General features: G+C 69.5%; 14 protein-coding genes, 1 pseudogene and 1 riboswitch. All 15 genes and pseudogenes read left to right on the top strand.

The annotated features are described in order from the left end of the window. A pseudogene (locus QZM15_RS30520) lies at positions 1 to 285 on the top strand (methyl-accepting chemotaxis protein); the annotation flags it as partial. A gap of 3 nt (positions 286 to 288) precedes the next feature. Then, complete coding sequence (locus QZM15_RS30515) at positions 289 to 1,281, top strand: CheR family methyltransferase (RefSeq protein WP_302107826.1); 993 nt, start codon at positions 289 to 291, stop codon at positions 1,279 to 1,281. Further along, positions 1,278 to 2,006 carry a chemoreceptor glutamine deamidase CheD gene (cheD, locus tag QZM15_RS30510; RefSeq protein WP_099315949.1) on the top strand — a complete coding sequence of 243 codons (729 nt, stop codon included), beginning with the start codon at positions 1,278 to 1,280 and terminating at the stop codon, positions 2,004 to 2,006. Before QZM15_RS30515 ends, cheD begins: the two co-directional genes overlap by 4 nt. After that, positions 2,003 to 3,094, top strand: a complete 1,092-nt coding sequence (locus tag QZM15_RS30505) for a chemotaxis response regulator protein-glutamate methylesterase (protein ID WP_059578107.1) — start codon at positions 2,003 to 2,005, stop codon at positions 3,092 to 3,094. The genes cheD and QZM15_RS30505 overlap by 4 nt, the downstream gene beginning before the upstream one ends. 67 nt (positions 3,095 to 3,161) lie before the next feature. Next, a complete protein-coding gene (cheY, locus tag QZM15_RS30500) occupies positions 3,162 to 3,557 on the top strand; it encodes a chemotaxis response regulator CheY (protein WP_026045350.1) in 396 nt (131 codons plus the stop codon). 2 nt (positions 3,558 to 3,559) lie between these two features. Beyond that, positions 3,560 to 4,291: a protein phosphatase CheZ gene (cheZ, locus tag QZM15_RS30495; RefSeq protein WP_059578110.1), complete on the top strand. Its 732-nt coding sequence runs from the start codon at positions 3,560 to 3,562 to the stop codon at positions 4,289 to 4,291. Between the two features lie 318 nt (positions 4,292 to 4,609). Further along, positions 4,610 to 5,113 carry a DUF2844 domain-containing protein gene (locus tag QZM15_RS30490; protein WP_059578113.1) on the top strand — a complete coding sequence of 168 codons (504 nt, stop codon included), beginning with the start codon at positions 4,610 to 4,612 and terminating at the stop codon, positions 5,111 to 5,113. A 16-nt stretch (positions 5,114 to 5,129) separates the two neighbouring features. Continuing rightward, positions 5,130 to 6,359 (top strand): DUF3443 family protein, encoded by a 1,230-nt coding sequence (locus QZM15_RS30485; protein ID WP_059578115.1) that lies wholly within the window; start codon positions 5,130 to 5,132, stop codon positions 6,357 to 6,359. 166 nt (positions 6,360 to 6,525) lie between these two features. Next, positions 6,526 to 7,023, top strand: a complete 498-nt coding sequence (locus QZM15_RS30480) for a VOC family protein (protein ID WP_060310194.1) — start codon at positions 6,526 to 6,528, stop codon at positions 7,021 to 7,023. A 481-nt stretch (positions 7,024 to 7,504) separates the two neighbouring features. Then, positions 7,505 to 7,885, top strand: coding sequence for a DUF805 domain-containing protein (locus QZM15_RS30475; RefSeq protein WP_089464465.1), 381 nt, complete (start codon positions 7,505 to 7,507; stop codon positions 7,883 to 7,885). A gap of 345 nt (positions 7,886 to 8,230) precedes the next feature. After that, positions 8,231 to 9,430, top strand: coding sequence for a flagellar biosynthesis protein FlhB (flhB, locus tag QZM15_RS30470; RefSeq protein ID WP_089464466.1), 1,200 nt, complete (start codon positions 8,231 to 8,233; stop codon positions 9,428 to 9,430). Then, on the top strand, positions 9,427 to 11,529 hold the full coding sequence (gene flhA, locus QZM15_RS30465) for a flagellar biosynthesis protein FlhA (protein WP_059578127.1): 2,103 nt from the start codon (positions 9,427 to 9,429) through the stop codon (positions 11,527 to 11,529). The genes flhB and flhA overlap by 4 nt, the downstream gene beginning before the upstream one ends. Then, complete coding sequence (gene flhF, locus QZM15_RS30460; protein ID WP_302107825.1) at positions 11,526 to 13,331, top strand: flagellar biosynthesis protein FlhF; 1,806 nt, start codon at positions 11,526 to 11,528, stop codon at positions 13,329 to 13,331. The genes flhA and flhF overlap by 4 nt, the downstream gene beginning before the upstream one ends. Beyond that, a complete protein-coding gene (locus tag QZM15_RS30455; RefSeq protein WP_059638371.1) occupies positions 13,324 to 14,142 on the top strand; it encodes a flagellar biosynthesis protein FlhG in 819 nt (272 codons plus the stop codon). Before flhF ends, QZM15_RS30455 begins: the two co-directional genes overlap by 8 nt. Positions 14,143 to 14,164: 22 nt before the next feature. After that, a complete protein-coding gene (locus tag QZM15_RS30450) occupies positions 14,165 to 14,899 on the top strand; it encodes an RNA polymerase sigma factor FliA (RefSeq protein ID WP_006484033.1) in 735 nt (244 codons plus the stop codon). A 95-nt stretch (positions 14,900 to 14,994) separates the two neighbouring features. Beyond that, positions 14,995 to 15,113: riboswitch (S-adenosyl-L-homocysteine riboswitch) on the top strand. Positions 15,114 to 15,132: the final 19 nt, after the last annotated feature.

Below are 15,132 nucleotides of genomic sequence, written 5' to 3'. Positions count from 1 at the left end.
GCCCAGCCGGCGGCACGGCGCGCCGCGCCGGCGTCGCGCACGGCTGTGTCGGGCGCCGAGCACGAATCGAAGCGCGCGGCCGACGCCGCGCCGCGCACGCAGAAGGACGCACCGGCTGCCCGTGGCGCCGCCGCGGCGGGCGGCTATGGCCCGCGTCTGGCGAAGACGGCCGCCCCGGCGGACAAGCCGGCCGCGAAGCCCGCGCTCGTGCGCCCGGCGCTGAGCGGCGAGAAGCCCGCGCTGGCGGCCGCCGGCGCGTCCGACGACGACTGGGAGACCTTCTAAGCCATGCAGCACGCGCGCGCGCCGTTTCGACCCGATGCACCGGATGCCTCGCCTCGCGCGGGCGAGCCGGGGCGCGACTTCGCGTTCACCGGCGCGGATTTCGCACGCATTCGCGCGCTGATCCACCAACGCGCGGGCATCTCGCTGTCCGAGCACAAGCGCGACATGGCCTACAGCCGTCTCGCGCGGCGGTTGCGGGCGCGCGGCCTCGACACGTTCCGCGACTACCTCGACCTGCTCGAACAGGAAGACGATCCGCTCGAGTGGGAAGCGTTCACCAATGCGCTGACGACCAACCTGACCGCGTTTTTCCGCGAGGCGCACCATTTCCCGATCCTGTCGGAATTCGTGAAAGGGCGGCCGGCGCCGGTCTCGGTCTGGTGCTCGGCGGCGTCGACCGGCGAGGAGCCGTACTCGATCGCGATCACGCTGATCGAGGCGCTCGGCGAAACGGCCGCGCGCGGCGCGTCGATCCTCGCGACCGATCTCGACACGCAGGTGCTCGCGAAGGCCGAAGCCGGCATCTACACGTACGACCAGGTCAAGCACCTGTCGCCGGAGCGGCTCAAGCGCTTCTTCCTGAAGGGCACGGGCGCGCAGGCCGGCCGCGTGAAGGTGCGCCCCGAGCTGCGCGCGATGATCCGCTTCGAGCAACTGAACCTGACCGATGCGGACTACGGGATCGCGAAGCCGTTCGACGCGATCTTCTGCCGCAACGTGATGATCTATTTCGACAAGCCGACGCAGGGGCAGGTGCTGTCGCGCTTCGAGCCGCTCGTGAAGCCGGGCGGGCTGCTGTTCGCCGGCCATTCGGAGAACTTCACGTACGTGACGCAGGCGTTCCGGCTGCGCGGGCAGACGGTGTACGAACTCACGCGCGACGCCGCGCAGGGCGCGCGCTCGCGCGGTGCGCCGGCGAGCGCGGCGGCCGAGCTGCCGTCGCCCGTGCGCGCACGGGCCGCGAGCGGCGCGCCGGCCCTGGGAGAGCGCGGATGAGCGCACTGCCGATCGCGACCAATCGCTACTTCGACAACCACTTCGAGCGCCCCGGCGTGAAGCTGTTGCCGAACGAGTTCTACACGACGGCCGATGACATGGTGCTGATGACCGTGCTCGGCTCGTGCGTCGCCGCGTGCCTGCATGACCCGTACGCGGGCATCGGCGGGATGAACCACTTCATGCTGCCGGACGACGGCGCCGATCCGGGCGCGGCCGCGTCGGAATCGATGCGCTACGGCGCGTATGCGATGGAAGTGCTGATCAACGAGCTGATCAAGGCCGGCGGGCGCCGCGAGCGCTTCGAGGCGAAGGTGTTCGGCGGCGCGGCCGTGCTGGCCGGGATGACGACGATCAACATCGGCGATCGCAACGCCGATTTCGTGCGCCGCTACCTCGCGCTCGAGCGCATCCGCATCACCGCGGAAGACTTGCAGGGCGTGCATCCTCGCAAGGTCGCGTTCATGCCGCACAGCGGGCGCGCGATGGTGAAGAAGCTGCGGCTGCAGGTGCCGGGCGTGACCGAGCGCGAAGCCGCGCTCGCGCGCGAGGCCGAGCGCGCCCGCGCCGCACGGACGCGCGCGCAGATCGAGCTGTTCGCCGCGAAGCGGCCCGCGGCGCCGCAACCGGCGCGCCCGCGCATCGAGCTGTTCGGCGGGCGCGGCGCGGCGCCGTCCGCCGGGAGCCCGCACGCGGCAAACCTATCAAGAAAGCAGGAGGCATGACCGCAGTGCAGAAGATCAAAGTATTGTGCGTCGACGATTCGGCGTTGATCCGCAGCCTGATGACCGAGATCATCAACAGCCAGCCCGACATGACGGTGTGCGCGACCGCGCCCGATCCGCTCGTCGCGCGCGAGCTCATCAAGCAGCACAACCCCGACGTGCTCACGCTCGACGTCGAAATGCCGCGCATGGACGGGCTCGACTTCCTCGAGAAGCTGATGCGCCTGCGGCCGATGCCGGTCGTGATGGTGTCGTCGCTGACCGAGCGCGGCTCGGAAATCACGCTGCGCGCGCTCGAACTCGGCGCGGTGGATTTCGTCACGAAGCCGCGCGTCGGGATTCGCGACGGGATGCTCGACTACGCGGAAAAGCTCGCCGACAAGATCCGCGCGGCGTCACGTGCGCGCGTGCGCCAGGCGCCGCAGCCGCAGGCCGCCGCGCGCGCGGCGGACAGCGCCGCGGCCGCGCCGATGATCAACAACCCGCTCGTCAGTACCGAGAAGCTGATCATCATCGGCGCGTCGACGGGCGGCACGGAGGCGATCCGCGAAGTGCTGACGCCGCTGCCGCCGGATGCGCCGGCCGTGCTGATCGCGCAGCACATGCCGCCGGGCTTCACGAAGTCGTTCGCGCAGCGGCTGAACGGGCTGTGCCGGATCGCGGTGAAGGAAGCCGAGCACGGCGAACGCGTGCTGCCCGGCCATGCGTACATCGCGCCGGGGCACGCACACCTGTTGCTCGCGAGAAGCGGCGCGAACTATATTGCGCAACTGTCGGACGAGCCGCCGGTGAACCGGCACCGCCCGTCGGTCGACGTGCTGTTCCGCTCGGCGGCGACGCACGCGGGCAAGAACGCGATCGGCGTGATCCTCACCGGGATGGGCCGCGACGGCGCGGCCGGCCTGCTGGAAATGAAACGCGCGGGCGCTCACACGTTCGCGCAGGACGAAGCGAGCTGCATCGTGTTCGGGATGCCGCGCGAGGCGATCGCGCTCGGCGGCGCGGACGAGGTCGCGCCGCTCGCCGACATGAGCCGCCGCGTGATGGCGCGCCTGGCGACGATGGGCGACCGCGTGCAGCGCGTGTGAATGGAATGTCACGGGGCGCGTGCCACGCTACACGCCTCGACGGAAACGAATCTGGAAAGGAACGACGATGGACAAGAGCATGAAAATCCTGGTGGTGGACGATTTCCCGACGATGCGCCGGATCGTCCGCAACCTGCTCAAGGAACTGGGCTACACGAACGTCGACGAGGCGGAAGACGGCGCGGCCGGCCTCGCGCGGCTGCGCGGCGGCGGCTTCGACTTCGTGATCTCCGACTGGAACATGCCGAACCTCGACGGCCTCGCGATGCTGAAGGAAATCCGCGCGGACGCGACGCTCACGCATCTGCCGGTGCTGATGGTCACGGCCGAGTCGAAGAAGGAGAACATCATCGCGGCCGCCCAGGCCGGCGCGAGCGGCTACGTCGTGAAACCGTTCACGGCCGCGACGCTCGACGAGAAGCTGAACAAGATCATCGACAAGATGGCCAAGACCGGGAGCTGAACGTGAACGAGCCGATCCATGCGGCGCTCGCCGGCGCGGCGGTCAACGCCGACGGCCATGCCGAAGGCGCCGATTACGCGAGCGACCGGATCCTCGCGCGCATCGGCCACGTCACGCGCACGCTGCGCGATTCGATGCGCGAGCTCGGGCTCGACAAGCATGTCGAGCGCGCGGCCGAAGCCGTGCCCGATGCGCGCGACCGCCTGCGCTACGTCGCGACGATGACCGAGCAGGCCGCGGTGCGCGTGCTGAATGCGATCGAGATCGCGAAGCCGATGCAGGAGCGCGTCCAGAACGAGGCCGAGGCGCTTGACGCACGCTGGGCGCAGTGGTACGCGGCGCCGATCGAGCACGCGGAAGTGCGCGAGCTGATGGACGATACGCGCGCGTTCCTGCGCACGCTGCCCGAATCGACGGCGGCGACCCGCGCGCAACTGCTCGAAATCATGCTCGCGCAGGATTTCCAGGATCTGACCGGGCAGGTGATCAAGAAGATCATGGACATGGTCTACCTGATCGAGCAGCAGCTCCTCACCGTGCTCGTCGAGAACATCGCGCCCGAGCGGCGCGAGCAGTTCGCGGCCACCGCCGCCGCGCTCGCGGCCGAACAGATCAGCGCGACCGGCAGCCCCGAGTCGCTGCTGAACGGCCCGCAGATCGCGCCGGAAGGCAAATCCGACGTGGTTCAGGACCAGGGGCAGGTCGATGACCTGCTCGCGAGCCTCGGTTTCTGACCTGCCGCGGCGCAGCCGCGCGCCCCTTCGCCGGACGCGCCATTGCCGGGCGCCCCATTGCCGGGCGCCCCATTGCCGGGCGCCCCGTTCCGCGGGGTCGCCGATGCGCGCATTCCCCGTTTCTTGCGTCGTTTCCCCGAGCCCGCCACCGCTGCGCGGCGCGGCGTGATCCTGCGTCGAATTGACAATTGGACACACTCCGCAGGCATACTACGCGTCAGCAGCAACGCAGGGTCATTCGTACGATTCATCGGTGGACAGGCGGCGCGGGCCGATGGCGGCGCCGTCGGCAACGCAGCCAGTCCCTTGGGGGGGAACGTGAAGCTGAAACGCTTGGGCTGGACCGTCGCGCATGCGACGGCTGCAATGGGTGTGCTGTGGGCCGTCCACGCACACGCGGAACTGGGCGGCGCGCCGATGTCGCCGCCGGCGGACGATCAGGCCGCCACAGTGCGCGCGCTGCAGCGCGCGATGCGCTCGGCGGACGGCGTGCAGACGAGCGCGGCCGCCTACACCGTGCGCGAGATCACGCTCGGGTCGGGCACCGTCATCCACGAATACACGTCGGCCGCAGGCAGCGTGTTCGGCCTCGCATGGCGCGGGCCGACGATGCCGGATCTCGCGTCGCTGCTCGGCAGCTATTTCCCGCAGTACACGGCCGGCGTCCAGGCGGCGCACCGGGCGCGCGGCTGGCGTGCGCCGGTGGCCGTCGAGACGAGCGGCCTCGTGATCCGGACGGGCGGCCACATGGGCGCCTTCTCCGGCCAGGCATGGCTGCCGTCGGCGCTACCTGCCGGCGTGGCCGGCACCGATATCCAGTGACAGCGGGAGAGCGATCTTGAGCATTCCTCGTACATTCAAGCGCTGGCTCGGCGTGCTGGGCCTCCTGGCCGCGACGGCCGTGCTCGTGACGGCATGCGGCGGCGGCGATGGCGGCGGCGGCAGTGCGGGCAACAACGGCAATACCGGCAACAACGGCTCCGACGGCAACAGCGGCAACACGGCCGTCATCACGGTCGGCGCCGGCGCCGCGAACGTGATCAACATCCCGACCGTCAGCGTGAAGGTCTGCGTGCCGGGCACGTCGAACTGCCAGATCGTCAACAACGTGCTCGTCGATACCGCGTCCTACGGGCTGCGGCTCGTCGGCAGCGCGGTGTCGGGCGTCCTTGGCAGCCTGCCGCATGTGACGAGCGGCGGCGCGCCGGTCGCCGAATGCGGCAAGTTCGTGTCGAGCTACACGTGGGGGTCGGTGCGCACGGTCGACCTGTCGATCGGCTCCGAGCAGGCGGCGTCGCTGCCGGTGCAGATCATCGGCGACCTCGGCACGGCGAACGTGCCGAGCTCGTGCACGAACGGCGGCGCGTCGGCCAACTCGACGGGCGCGCTCGGCGCGAACGGGATCCTCGGCATCGGGCCGGCGCCGTACGACTGCGGCACGACGTGTGCGACGTCGACGTCGACGAGCAACAACTACTACGCGTGCCCGAACGGCGACAACGCGAGCTGCACGGTCGCGCTCGTGCCGCTCGCGCAGCAGGTGGCGAACCCCGTGCATCGTTTCGCGAACAACGACGGCGTGAGCGTGCAGATGCCGACCATCTCGGACAACGGGCAGGCGAGCGCGACCGGCACGCTGACGTTCGGCCTGCCGAACCTGAGCGGCAAGACGGTGATGACGTCGACCACGACCGGCGACGTCAGCGCGACGTTCCAGGGGCGCAACGTGACCGCGTTCTTCGATACGGGCTCGAACGCGTATTTCTTCAACGATTCGGCGCAGACGGTTTGTTCGAGGAATACGGAGTTCTACTGCCCGTCGTCCACGACCACCTATTCGGCGACGCTGAGCGGCCAGAACGGCGCATCGGGCACCGTGTCGATGCCGGTCGCGAACGCGGATTCGCTGTTCTCGAATTCGTCGACGTTCGCGTTCAACGACATCGCGGGGCCGTTCGGCTCGTCCAGCTGGCTCGACATCGGCATGCCGCACTTCTACGGCAAGACGATCTACTTCGGGATGGACAAGACCGCGAGCGGCGGCGCGCAGCCGTTCGTCGCGTTCTGACGCGGCACGGCCGCGGGCAGCAGCAAAAAGGGGGCGAGCGATCGCCCCCTTTTTTATCCGAGAGCCGGCCGCGCGCACTACGGATGGAATCGCCGCCGTCTGCGCGCGCAGCGCCTACGATGTAAGACCGGCACCGGTGCCGGTACGACATCGAGGAGACAGCGCCATGACCCCGCGCATACAACGCATCACGCCGTTCCTGTGGTTCGACCGCGACGCCGAGGCGGCGGCCGATTTCTACGTATCGGTGTTCGACAACGCGCGCATCGTGCACGTCGCGCGCTACGGCAAGGCCGGCGCGCATGCGTCCGGACAGGCCGAGGGCACGGTGATGACGGTCGCGTTCGAACTCGATGGGCAGGCGTTCGTCGCGCTGAACGGCGGCCCCGTGTTCCAGATGACGCCGGCCGTGTCGTTCGTCGTCAACTGCCGCGACCAGGACGAGATCGACCATTACTGGGCGCGCCTGTCCGAAGGCGGCGACGCGCGCGCGCAGCAATGCGGGTGGCTGCGCGACCGCTTCGGCGTGTCGTGGCAGGTCGTGCCCGTGCAGATGGCCGAGCTGATGACGGGCGACCCGGCCCGCGCCGAGCGCGTGATGGCGCAGGTGATGACGATGAAGAAGCTCGATCTCGGCGCGCTGCAGCGGGCGGCGGCCGGTTAGGGGCGGTCGGCCAGGCCGCTTCGCTCGGTCTGGCCGTTCAGGCTCTTCGCGCCTTTTCAGGCCTTTGAGGCCGGTGGCCGCCCGTGCCGTATTGCCGTCGGGCGAGGCGGTGCGGCCGGTATCGACAATGGCGAAGGGTGACGCGACCGCCGCGCCTGCGTATTGCCGGCTGCCCGGTTAATCGCACGCCGGATCCTCGAGTCGATTATCGGGGCGGCGGTTTCATTCGGCTGTAATCGAATGCCGGATTATCCGGGCCGTCGTTTCCGTCAGATCTTCACGATTATTAAAATGACGCGGCGTGCAAGCCGCGACCAAGCCGAAATGCGCCATTGCAGCCATTTCCGTGTCATATGGGCGTGCGATACGCCCCTGTGCGCGTAGTGCGCCGCATGCGAAAAGAGATGGAGCGCACTGAAATTCAACCCTATAATTTCGGCGTTGTTTCCGGGGTGCCAATATAAAACAGGAGGGTAATAAGATGAATTTTTCCGAAGCCATTCGTGCCGTACTGAATAAATACGCCACGTTCGAAGGCCGTGCGCGCCGCGCCGAATACTGGTATTTCGCGCTGCTGAGCTGTGTGCTGTCGATCGTCGGCCAGGCCATCGGCGCGGCCGGCCGCGACGGCGGCCTGATCACGCTGCTGCTGCTCGGCGCGATCTCCCTGGTGTCGCTCGCGCTGATCGTTCCGGGCATCGCGGTCAGCGTGCGCCGCCTGCACGATACGGGCCGCTCGGGCTGGTTCCTGCTGCTCGCGCTGATTCCGATCGTCGGCAGCATCCTGCTGCTCGTGTGGATGTGCTCGCGCGGCACCGAAGGCCCGAACCGTTTCGGCGCGGACCCGATTCCGGCCGTCTGACCGACGCTGGCCCCCGACGCGCGACGTCGTTGGGGGCCGTTTGCCCCGCTTTTCCCGCTTTCCCGCGCTTCTCCCGCTTTCCCGCCCGCCGTTTCACCGTTCCCTTCGCATCTCACCGTCACCGTCCCGCCTGCGGCCGCCATTTCGCCGACGCGCCGCCCGGCCCGCTTTCGCGCCGCGCCGCGCGTCGTTCCGCCCCCGCTCCGGCCGTGTTCGCGGCCGCTCGCCCGATTCCCCGAAATACCCCCCTTTCCCGGCTTTGCTCGACCGATCGGCGTTTGACGCCTCCATGAATAATCGGTGTCACTGAAAAACGGCATTCCGCCGTACCCGACTGGAGGCCCCGTGGCAGACGAGAGCGATCTCGACAAGACCGAAGCCGCCACTCCCAGGCGCCGCGAGAAGGCGCGCGAGGAGGGGCAGGTCGCGCGTTCGCGCGAACTGGCTTCGTTCGCACTGCTCGCGGCGGGGTTCTACGGCGCATGGCTGTTCGCGGGCCCGTCGGGCGCGCATCTGCAGGCGATGCTGCGCGGCGCGTTCACGTTCGATCGCGCGACCGCGTTCGACACCGACCGGATGCTGTCGGCGGCCGGCAGCGCGAGCCTCGAAGGCTTCGCCGCGCTGCTGCCGCTCCTCGCGCTCACCGGCGTCGCCGCGCTGCTCGCGCCGATGGCGCTGGGCGGCTGGCTGATTTCGCAGAAGACGCTCGAACTGAAGTTCGACCGCCTGAACCCGATCTCGGGGCTCGGCCGGATGTTCTCGATCCAGGGGCCGATCCAGCTCGGGATGTCGATCGCGAAGACGCTGGTCGTCGGCGGGATCGGCGGCGTCGCGATCTGGCGCAGCAAGGACGAACTGCTCGGCCTCGCGACCCAGCCGCTCGGCGCCGCGCTGCCCGATGCGCTGCATCTGGTCGCCGTGTGCTGCGGCACGACGGTCGCCGGGATGCTGGTGGTCGCCGGGCTCGACGTGCCTTACCAACTCTGGCAGTACAACAAGAAGTTGCGCATGACGAAGGAAGAAGTGAAGCGCGAGCATCGCGAGAACGAGGGCGACCCGCACGTGAAGGGGCGGATCCGCCAGCAGCAGCGCGCGATCGCCCGCCGCCGGATGATGGCGGCCGTGCCGAAGGCCGACGTCGTCGTCACGAACCCGACGCACTTCGCGGTCGCGCTGCAATACACGGATGGCGAGATGCGCGCGCCGAAGGTCGTCGCGAAGGGCGTGAACCTCGTCGCCGCGCGCATCCGCGAACTCGCGGCCGAACACAACGTGCCGCTGCTCGAAGCGCCGCCGCTCGCGCGTGCGCTGTATCACAACGTCGAACTCGAGCGCGAGATCCCCGGCTCGCTGTACTCGGCGGTCGCCGAAGTGCTCGCGTGGGTCTACCAGCTCAAGCGCTTCCGTTCGGAAGGCGGCGCGTTCCCGGCGGTGCCGGTCGATCTCGACGTGCCGGCCGAACTCGACAAGGGCGCGTCGGTCGCCGCCGACGACGAACGTGAAGAAGCCGAAGACGCGCTCGGCCAGCAAGGGAGCGCAGCATGAGCACCCCGACCACCGGCCTGTTCGCCAAACGCACGAACCCGTTCGCGGGCACCAACCTGCGCGCCCTCGCGGGCCCGATCCTCATCTGCATGATCCTGGGGATGATGATCCTGCCGCTGCCGCCGGTGCTGCTGGATCTGCTGTTCACGTTCAACATCGCGCTGTCCGTGATGGTGCTGCTCGTCAGCATGTACACGATGAAGCCGCTCGACTTCGCGGCGTTCCCGAGCGTGCTGCTGTTCTCGACGCTCCTGCGCCTGTCGCTGAACGTCGCGTCGACGCGCGTCGTGCTGCTCGAAGGCCACACCGGGCCGGATGCCGCCGGCCAGGTGATCGAGGCGTTCGGCCACTTCCTCGTCGGCGGCAACTTCGCGGTCGGCATCGTCGTGTTCGTGATCCTGATGATCATCAACTTCATGGTGATCACGAAGGGCGCGGGGCGGATCGCCGAAGTGTCCGCGCGCTTCACGCTCGACGCGATGCCCGGCAAGCAGATGGCGATCGACGCCGACCTGAACGCGGGCCTCATCAACGAGGAACAGGCGCGCAAGCGGCGCCTCGCCGTATCGCAGGAAGCCGAGTTCTACGGGTCGATGGACGGCGCGTCGAAGTTCGTGCGCGGCGACGCGATCGCCGGCCTGATCATCATGGCGATCAACGTGATCGGCGGGCTGATCGTCGGGATGGTCCAGCACGACATGAGCTTCGCCGCGGCCGGCACCAACTACACGCTGCTGACGATCGGCGACGGCCTCGTCGCGCAGATCCCGTCGCTCGTGATCTCGACCGCGGCCGGCGTGATCGTGTCGCGCGTCGCGACCGACGAGGACATCGGCACGCAGATCACCGGCCAGCTGTTCACGAACCCGCGCGTGCTGAACATCACCGGCGCGATCATCGTGCTGATGGGGCTGATCCCCGGGATGCCGCACTTCGCGTTCCTCGCGCTCGGCGCCGGCGCGATCTGGCTCGCGCGCACGCAGACCCGGCGCGCGGCGGCCCGCAAGGCGGCCGGCGACGTGACCGACATCGCGCCGCCCGCCGTGCTGCCGGCCGACAGTCACGAAGCGACCTGGGACGACGTGCAGCTGATCGACCCGCTCGGCCTCGAGGTCGGCTACCGGCTGATCCCGCTCGTCGACAAGAACAGCGACGGCGAGCTGCTCAAGCGCATCAAGAGCATCCGCAAGAAATTCGCGCAGGAAATCGGCTTCCTGCCGCCGGTGATCCATATCCGCGACAACCTCGAATTGCGGCCGAACGCATACCGGATCGCGCTGAAGGGCGTCGAGATCGGCTTCGGCGAAGTGTTCCCGGGCCAGTGGCTCGCGATCAACCCGGGCCAGGTGACGGCCGCGCTGCCGGGCGCCGTCACGCAGGATCCGGCGTTCGGGCTGCCGGCCGTGTGGATCGACGTCGCGATGCGCGAGCAGGCGCAGGTGTACGGCTACACGGTGGTCGATGCGAGCACGGTCGTCGCGACCCACCTGAATCATCTGGTCGTCCAGCATGCGGCCGAGTTGCTCGGCCGCCAGGAAGTGCAGGCGCTCGTCGAGCGCACCGGCAAGGACGCGCCGTCGCTCGTCGAGGACCTCGTGCCGAAGACGATCTCGCTCACCACGCTGCAGAAGGTGCTGCAGAACCTGCTCGAGGAAGGCGTGCCGATCCGCGACATGCGCACGATCCTCGAGGCCGTGTCCGAGCATGCGGGCCGCGGCGACGCGTTCGAGATCACGGCCGCGGTGCGCCTCTCGCTCGGCCGCGCGATCACGCAGCAGTGGTATCCGGGCAACGGCGAAATGCAGGTGATGGGCCTCGACGCGAATCTGGAGCGCGTGCTGTCGCAGGCGCTCGCCACCGGCGCGAACCCGGGCCTCGAGCCCGGCCTCGCGCACAACCTTCTGACGGGCACGCAGCAAGCGTTGCTGCGTCAACAGAATCTCGGGCTGCCGCCGGTGCTGCTGGTGCAGCACGCGCTGCGCGCGATGCTCGCGCGTTTCCTGCGCCGCAGCCTGCCGCAATTGAAAGTGCTGTCGTACGCCGAAGTGCCGGACACACGCACGATCAAAGTCGTTAACGTCATCGGGGGTTCCGCTTGAACATTCGCAAATTCACCGGCGCAACGAGCCGCGACGCACTTCGTCTCGTGCGCGAGGCGCTCGGCGCCGACGCGGTCGTGCTGTCGAACCGCACGCTCGATGACGGCAGCGTCGAAATCGTCGCACTCGCCGATTCGGATCTCGCCGCGGTGGCGCCGCCGGCCGCGCGGCCGCGCTTCGCTTCGCCGCGCCTGCCGGAATCCGTGCCGGCCGCCGCCGTGCCGGGCATCGTGTCGCGCCCGGGCATCGCCCCGCGCCCGGCCGTCAATCCGTATGCGGCGGGCGAAGGCGGGCTGCCGGACGTGTTCTCGTCCGTGTTCGGCGCGAGCGCCGACGCGCAAGAGGCTGACATGCAGCCTTCGTCGAGCGATGCGGACGCGCCGGCCGCCGCGCCGTCGATCGCCGCGCCGGCCGCCGGATCGCCGGCCGCAGGATCGCCTGCCGCCGGATCGCCGGCCGCCACTTCCGAACCCGCACCGTGGCTGGTCGAGCACGCGAAGCGCCTGACGCAGCAGCGCGACGCGCTGATCGCCCGTGCGCAGGCGCCGGTCGAGCCGCTGGCAAGCGCGCCGCAGCCCGCGGCCAGCGCGACGCCGCCCGACTGGGCCCGCGACATCGTGCGTGAGGCCCAACGCCGGATGCCGGCCGCCGGATCGCCTGCCGCAGGATCGCCTGCCGCCGGATCGCCGGCCGCCACGAAGCGCACACCCGACACGGGCGCCGCGTACGCGGCGAGGGCGGCGGACCGCACGCGCCTGCCCTCCGACGCGGCCGCCGCGGTGGCCGACGCGGTGAAGTCGCGCATCGAGCGGATCGTCAACGACACCGTGATGCACGAGCTCGGCGAGCTGCGCGGGATGATGGAGGAGCAGTTCGACAGCCTGATGTGGCACGACCGCCAGCGTCGCAGCGCCGTTCACGGCGCGCTGACGAAGCACCTGTTCGCGGCCGGTTTCTCCGCGCAGCTCGTGCGGATGCTGGTCGACAACCTGCCGGCCGGCGACGGCGCGCAGACCTTCGAGCAGGCCGCCGAATGGGCGCAGTCGGTGCTCGCGTCGAACCTGCCGGTGCTCGACAGCGAGGACGCGCTGATGGAGCGCGGCGGCGTGTTCGCGCTGATGGGGCCGACGGGCGTCGGCAAGACGACCACCACCGCGAAGCTGGCCGCGCGCTGCGTGATGCGCTTTGGCGCGAGCAAGGTCGCGCTGCTGACCACCGACAGCTACCGGATCGGCGGCCACGAACAACTGCGCATTTTCGGCAAGATCCTCGGCGTGCCGGTGCACGCGGTGAAGGATGCGGGCGATCTCGCGCTCGCGCTGTCCGAGCTGCGCAACAAGCACATCGTGCTGATCGACACGATCGGCATGAGCCAGCGCGACCGCGCGGTGTCCGACCAGATCGCGATGCTGCACGGCGCGAACGCACCGGTGCAGCGCCTGCTGCTGCTGAACGCGACGAGCCACGGCGACACGCTCAACGAAGTCGTGCAGGCGTACCGCAGCGCGGGCGAGCACCCCGACCTGGCCGGCTGCATCCTGACCAAGCTCGACGAGGCGACCCACCTCGGCGGCGTGCTCGACACGGTGATCCGCTACAAGCTGCCGGTTCACTACGTGTCGACCGGCCAGAAGGTGCCGGAGAACCTGTACGTCGCGTCGACCCGATTCCTGCTGAAGAGCGCGTTCTGCGTGCCGCGCGACGGCTCGCCCTTCGTGCCGCAGGACGACGACATGCCGACGCTGCTCTCCGCACTGACCGCGCGTTCCACCGCCGAGCTGCACGAGGTGCGATTTGGATAAACCGATCATCGATCAGGCCGAAGGGCTGCGCCGCCTGCTGGCCGGGCGCGCGTCGCGCATCGTCGCGGTGACGGGCGGGCCGGCGGGCGTCGGCTGCACGTCGACCGTCGTGAATCTCGCGGCGGCGCTCGCGTCGCTCGGCAAGGACGTGCTCGTCGTCGACGAGCGCGCCGACGTGCGCTCGGCCAGCGCGACGCTCGCCGGCGCGTGGCTGCGCGACGGCGCGCGCACGCGGGTCGCGGCCGGTTTCAGCCTGTGCGCGGCGGCGCGGCTCGCGCGCGCCGGCTACAGCGACGCGCAACTGAGCGACTTCATCGACGGCCCGGCCGACATCGTCCTCGTCGACGCGCAGCTCGGCGCCGACGGGGCGTTCTCGGCGCTCGCGCGCGAAGCGCACGACGTGCTGGTCGTCACGCGGGTCGCCGCGCAGGCGATCACCGAGGCGTATGCGTGCATGAAGCGGCTGCATTTCGCGCACGCGTTCGCGCAGTTCCGCGTGCTGACCAACCAGGTCGGCAGCCACGCGGACGCGAAGGCGGCGTTCGACAACCTCGCGGGCGTCGCGAACCGCTACCTGACCGTGTCGATCGCCGACGCGGGCTGCGTGAGCGCCGATCCGCTCGTCGAGCACGCCCGCGAATTGATGCATGCGGTGGTCGACGCGTTTCCGTCGTCGTCCGCCGCGCGCGACTACCGGCAGATTGCCGCCGACCTGTTGTACTGGCCGATGCGCCCGCGTTCGGGTGCGGGCCGCGCGGTCCACGCCGGCGGCAAGCCGTCGTACGAGGCGGGCGCGGCACACGCCGCGTGAGCGCCACCCGGAGGAGGGAGCCATGATGTACAACGCTCAAGGAAAGATGTCCCAGGCCGACGTGCTCGCGCAATACGCGCCGCTCGTGCGCCGCCTCGGATTGCAGCTCGTCGCGAAAATGCCGGCGAGCGTCGATCTCGACGACCTGATCCAGGCCGGCATGATCGGCCTGATGGACGCGGCGGGCCGCTACAAGGAAGACCAGGGCGCGCAGTTCGAGACCTACGCGACGCAGCGCATCCGCGGCGCGATGCTCGACGAGCTGCGCAGCAACGACTGGCTGCCGCGCAGCCTGCGCAAGACCTCGCGCGAGGTCGAGCACGCGGTGCACCAGGTCGAGCAGCACCTCGGCCGCTCGGCGAGCGAGACCGAGATCGCGCAGCACCTGAACATGCCGCTCGACGAATACCAGGGGATGCTGCAGGACCTGCACGGCAGCCAGCTCATCTACTACGAGGATTTCGATCGCGCGGCCGACGACGAGCCGTTCCTCGACCGCTATCGGGTCGATCACGCCGATCCGCTGTCGGCGCTGCTCGACGAACACCTGCGCGAGGCGCTCGTCGAGGCGATCGAGCGGCTGCCGGAGCGCGAGAAGCTGCTGATGTCGCTGTACTACGAACGGGGTCTGAATCTGCGCGAGATCGGCGCGGTGCTCGAGGTGAGCGAATCGCGCGTGTGCCAGTTGCACAGCCAGGCCGTCGCGCGCCTGCGCGCGCGGCTGCGCGAGCAGGCGTGGGTGGGCGCGGAGTCCTGACCCTCTGCCGACGGCGGCGGCGCGCCGGCGCCGCGCGCTCGCGCCGTATGCGGTGCTTGCGCATTTCGCGCGCCGATTTGCTACAATCCCCTCCGTTTTCCGAGGAGCGTTGCGACGGACCATCCTGCGTCCGCCAGGCTCGGAAGGCTTCACCAAGCAGCCGTGCGACGATTTTTTCGCGCCGGCCCCGCTTCCTGAACGGCGCTCACGTCACCAATCTAGAAACTTTTTAG

This window comes from Burkholderia sp. AU44665 (assembly GCF_030504405.1).
Taxonomy (GTDB): Bacteria; Pseudomonadota; Gammaproteobacteria; order Burkholderiales; family Burkholderiaceae; genus Burkholderia; species Burkholderia semiarida.
Note: the sequence above shows the minus strand (reverse complement) of the source record. Positions and strands in the feature narration are given on the sequence as shown.